Below are 4867 nucleotides of genomic sequence, written 5' to 3'. Positions count from 1 at the left end.
TCATGGCGTGCGCTTTGAGATCATGAAAGGCGGAAACACCCAAGTCCAGCGCAAAATCCGCAGGTCCGAAGGCCAGCCTGGCGACATGCGAATGAGCGGCCAACGCCCCCGCCGCTTCCAGCCCCCGCGCCGTCTCGATCAGCGCTATGATCTCGATGTCGCCACCCAAAACCCGAACCACCGCGTCGAGGGTCGCTGCGGACTGCGCTTTCGGCAGGCAGATCCGCCGAAGCCCGAGTGTCCTGAGCGCAGCAAGGTCGGCAGCATACCAGCTGCTGTCTTGGCCATTCACCCGGACGTAGGTGGGGTTCCGCAATGTCAGGGCATGGTGAAGATTGGACCGGGCGCCATCCTTGGCGGCAGGCGCAACAGCGTCCTCAAGATCAATAATGACCGTGTCGGCTCCGGACCGGTCGGCCTTTTCAAAACGCTCTGGCCGATCGGCCGGAACGAACAAAGGCGCGACAGACGTAAAATGCACGTTGCCCTGTGTACACATCAGGCCATACCCCTATCGATATCGGCTTCCATGTGCACCGCGCCGCCCTCGCCTTGTGTCCAGAGGCGCCGACCATCGACGCCGGCCCTGACGGTCAGTGCACGGTCCGCGATCGCCGGAGCTATCCCGCGGTAGCGAAACGTCAGGGGTATAGCGACGCCTTGGGACGCCGCGAGGTTGAGAAGGAGCGTAGCCTGGAGGGGGCCATGGACAACCAGTCCCTCGTAGCCTTCAGCCTCGGTCGCATAAGGCCAGTCGTAGTGTATACGGTGACCATTAAAGGTGATCGCGGAATAGCGGAAGAGCAACGTCGACGAAGGAATGACAGACCACACTTGCGCTGCTGGCCGGATTGTCGTGGGTGCCGCCGGCGAGGTGTTTCGAGACACGCCATTCCCCAATCCCGCGGCTTCCCGGTAGACGATGTCCTGTCGTTCACTCAGGGCGAGACCACGGTCGGAATGGTACGTGTGGCCGACCGCGACGAACCAGAGTTCACCGGATCGGCCTTGCTTGCGCACTATGTCCTGGATCGTAGAGACCTTGCGGACTTTGTCACCAACTCTAAGGTGATCATGCACCTGTAGCTCACCGCCAGCCCACATGCGGCGCGGCAGCGGCACGGGCGGCAAAGACAGATTCTTGGCGGGGTGACCGTCAGCCCCCAACTGTCCCATTCCGGCAATGGCCGGCGACAGGCACCAATGAATGCCCAACGGGGCGGTATCTGCGGGCAGCGGCGCTAGATGGGGTTCAAAAACGGCGCAGAAGCTCTCTACGAGGCGCTCCGAAACAACATCGATGCTTTCGGTCTGACGGCCATGCCATTGCGCCGATAAGTCCTGCTGGGTCGTGTCCACTGGCCCTGACCGTCAGTACGAACGCGGCATCCCGAGCACATGCTCGGAGAGATAGGACAGGATGAGGTTCGTCGAGATCGGGGCAACCTGGTAAAGCCTGGTTTCGCGAAACTTGCGTTCGACGTCATACTCTTCGGCGAACCCGAAGCCGCCATGCGTCTGGATACAGGCGTTGGCGGCTTCGTTGGAAGCATCAGCAGCCAGCATCTTGGCCATGTTCGCTTCAGCGCCGCAGTCCTGGCCGGCCTCATAGAGCCGGGTGGCTTCGCGGACCATGAGTTCGGCTGCACGCATGTTGGCGTAAGCCCTTGCGATGGGAAACTGGACGCCCTGGTTGGCGCCGATGGCCCGGCCGAAGACATTGCGGTCGCATGCGTAGGTAGAAGCCTTGTTGATCAGCCACTTTGCGTCGCCGACACATTCGGCGGCGATCAGGATCCGCTCGGCATTCATCCCGGAGAGGATATACCGGAAGCCCTTGCCCTCCTCACCGATCAGGTTTTCGGCAGGGATTTTCACATTGTCGAAAAAGACCTCTGTCGTGGAATGGTTCATCATCGTCCGGATCGGCCGGATTGAGAGACCCTGCTTGAGCGCTTCCCGCATGTCGAGAATAAACACCGACAGGCCTTCGGTCCGTTTGGCCACCTGATCCTTGGGGGTGGTGCGCGCGAGCAGCAACATGAGGTCGGAATGTTCCGCCCGGCTTGTCCAGATCTTCTGGCCGTTGACCACGTAGTAATCGCCGTCGTTGCGCGCGAAGCTACGGATTGAAGTGGTGTCGGTGCCGCTGGTCGGTTCGGTCACACCGAACGCCTGCAGCCTCAATTGTCCGGAGGCGATTTGCGGAAGATAGCGCTGCTTCTGCGATTCATTGCCGTGGCGCAGCACCGTGCCCATGACATACATCTGTGCATGGCAAGCCGCACCATTGCATCCCGCCCGTTGGATCTCTTCGAGCACGGCGGCCGCGGCCGAAAGCGTCAAGCCCGACCCGCCATATTCCTCGGGGATCAGCGTCGCAAGGTAGCCGGCCTCGGTCAGCGCGTTGACGAAATCCACGGGGTAGGCGCGGTCGGCATCGAGCTTGCGCCAGTATTCGCCCGGAAATCGCTCGCAGAGTCGACGCACGGCGCCGCGGATGTCCTCGTTGTCAAAGTCCTTGAACATCAGGCGCTCCGCGCGGCATGAACCTGGGGACGCGCGTCACCTGCGGTTTCAAACAGACCCAGTGAGCGCACCGGACGGTTATCTGTAAGGCCAAGGATAGCGCCGATCAGGTCGTCGGCACGGGCTGGCGAAGTGCCGCCGGCGACGAGTTGCGTGCGCGCCTTCTGAGACAGCTCGGCTGCCGTCACCGGATTGTCGGGATCGCCCTTGGCGTCGTGTCGGGCGGCGGAAAGGCGCCTGCCGGAAGCCGTCTCGACGATCACCTCGGCGCCCCACGATTCCGGATAGGCGGCGTCGATCGACGGCGCCAGCTCGACCTTGACCTTCTTGCGTTCGCCGACCATCCGTTGCCGTGCATCGGCATCGAAGCTGGCCTGGTCGATGCGGCCGTCCGCAAGCGCTATCGCCACTGTGTGCTGCAGCGAGAATTTGGCACTGTATGGATCTTCGGGAGCCGGCCGGTCGCATACGTCGAGGGCAGCCCGGTAAGCCCCGACATGAACGCTTGCGATGGCTTCCCCGGCGATCTCGTCGTGCATGGCGATCGCGCCGTCGATCGCCGGATGGGTGTGTCTGCAGCACGGCCATGGCTTGATCGAGGTGTTGATCAGTTGCCAGGCCCGCTCAGGCCCTGCCGTGACAGCCTCCGGAATCGGGTCCGGGCACAGACCGGCGTAGAAGCCCCTCTGGCCTTCCAGGATGTTCTGCGCGCCGGTGAATCCTTCCTTGGCCAGGAACGAAGCGAGGACGCCTGACTCCGCCGCCCTGGCGGTGTGGAGATGCTTGCTCATGGCGCCTTCGGCAAGGAACTCCCAAAGACCCGATGACTGGGTGCCCGCATTCCCAAGCGCCCAAACGGTCCTGGTGTCGTCGAGGCCGAGGAGCTCGGCCACGGCAAACGCCGCCCCGAATGGCCCGCAGGTCGAGGTGTTGTGCCAGACCCGGTAATGCTTCTTACCGACGGACATGCCGACCCGGCAGCAAGCCTCGTATCCTGCAAGAACCGCGCGAAGAAACGCTTCACCGCCAAGATCGTGATCATGGGCTACCGCCCAGGCCGCAGGAATGACGACGCTGCCCGGATGGGTCACCGAGTCCCGGTGGAGGTCATCCATCTCCAAGATATGCGCTAGGCCGCCCAGGTAGAACGCCTTGCGGGGGGTATCGGCTTGCGCCAGCGGGGCGACCGCCATCAGCATGCGGGCGGGCTCGGTCGGCAACGCGCCAAGGGCGCAGGCGAGCGTATCCAGGACGAACAGCGATGCCCATTCCAGGTCGCGGTCGGTCACCGGTTTTTCGCGGATCAGCCGGGTCAGGTCGCGGGTCAAGCTCATGGTGCTGCACTTCCTATCCGTTTGGGACCCACTGTATCCGGAGGACCGAACTCCTGCCGCAAAGCCACGTCATGTTCGCCGAGTGAAGGCACACGGCCAAGCACGGGGCGCTTGCCATTGACGGTGACCGGCGGCGCAAACAGCTCGACTTGACCACCGGTGGTCTCCACCGGGACTTTGGTGGCACTGCGATGCACCGCCAGATCAGCCATGGTCGACACACGGCCATAGGCAATTCTGACGTGGTCGAGCAATTCGCATAATGCAGACATGGTGTAGGGGGCCAAGATCGCCTGCACGCATGCATCAAGCGGCTCGCGGTTTTTAATGCGACGCACGTTGCGTTCGAATCTCGGGTCCGTTGCAACCGACGGCTGGCCCAGGACACTGTCGCAGAAGACGACCCATTCGCGTTCGTTCTGGACGGCGATAAGGATTTCCCCATCACTCACCTGAAACAGCCCGTAGGGCGCGATCGAGGGGTGGGCGAGCCCGAGCCGCCGCGGCTCCTTGCCGCCGTAGTGGCGCGCCAGATATGGCACGTTCATGTATTCGGCGAGGGTGTCGAAAAGGGAAAGCTGCAGGTGAGCCCCTTCCCCGGTTCGACTGCGCATGATCAGGGCTTCGAGGATAGCGGCGTAGGCCCCCTGCCCCGTAGCGATATCGGAGATCGATATGCCGACCCGGGTAGGGCCAGAAGTTGCGGACCCAGTGACGCCCGCCAAGCCAGCTTCCGCCTGGATCAGCAGATCGTAGGCTTTCCGTTCGTGGTCGGGTGTTCCGGGTGCGTAGCCGCCGATGTCACAGACGATCAGCCTGGGGAACCGCCGTCTGAGGTCGGCGCTGCCGATGCCCAGCCTGTCGGTTGCGCCAGGCGCAAGGTTCTGGACGAACACGTCGGCGGTGCCGAGCATGGATTCGACCAGCGCAAGATCATCCGGCTGCTTCAGATCGACGGTGCAGGATTGCTTGCCGCGGTTGTTCCAGATGAAGTAGCTTGAGAG

Annotated in this window: 5 protein-coding genes; all 5 read right to left on the bottom strand. The window is 62.8% G+C overall.

The features are described from left to right. A partial coding sequence (locus EN990_RS34795; RefSeq protein ID WP_245469242.1) for an aldolase/citrate lyase family protein occupies positions 1-499 on the bottom strand: 499 nt, incomplete at its 3' end. Then, positions 499-1359, bottom strand: coding sequence for a MaoC family dehydratase N-terminal domain-containing protein (locus tag EN990_RS34790; RefSeq protein WP_127368464.1), 861 nt, complete (start codon positions 1357-1359; stop codon positions 499-501). The genes EN990_RS34790 and EN990_RS34795, both read right to left, overlap by 1 nt. Before the next feature lie 12 nt (positions 1360-1371). Then, positions 1372-2529 (bottom strand): acyl-CoA dehydrogenase family protein, encoded by a 1158-nt coding sequence (locus tag EN990_RS34785; RefSeq protein WP_127388567.1) that lies wholly within the window; start codon positions 2527-2529, stop codon positions 1372-1374. Beyond that, a complete protein-coding gene (locus EN990_RS34780; RefSeq protein WP_127370247.1) occupies positions 2529-3863 on the bottom strand; it encodes an MmgE/PrpD family protein in 1335 nt (444 codons plus the stop codon). Before EN990_RS34780 ends, EN990_RS34785 begins: the two co-directional genes overlap by 1 nt. Next, positions 3860-4867, bottom strand: a 1008-nt coding sequence (locus EN990_RS34775; protein WP_164766226.1) for a CaiB/BaiF CoA-transferase family protein, incomplete at its 5' end; no start/stop codon positions are given. The genes EN990_RS34775 and EN990_RS34780, both read right to left, overlap by 4 nt.

Origin of the sequence: Mesorhizobium sp. M7A.F.Ca.US.005.03.1.1 (assembly GCF_003997975.1) — a bacterium.
In the GTDB taxonomy this organism is placed as follows: domain Bacteria; phylum Pseudomonadota; class Alphaproteobacteria; order Rhizobiales; family Rhizobiaceae; genus Mesorhizobium; species Mesorhizobium ciceri.
This window is presented reverse-complemented; position numbering and strand designations above follow the sequence as displayed.

Excerpts from the sequence above, each read along its gene's own strand:
- EN990_RS34785 (WP_127388567.1), bottom strand. The coding sequence starts at position 2,529 with ATGTTCAAGGACTTTGACAACGAGGACATCCGCGGCGCCGTGCGTCGA.
- EN990_RS34780 (WP_127370247.1), bottom strand. The coding sequence starts at position 3,863 with ATGAGCTTGACCCGCGACCTGACCCGGCTGATCCGCGAAAAACCGGTG.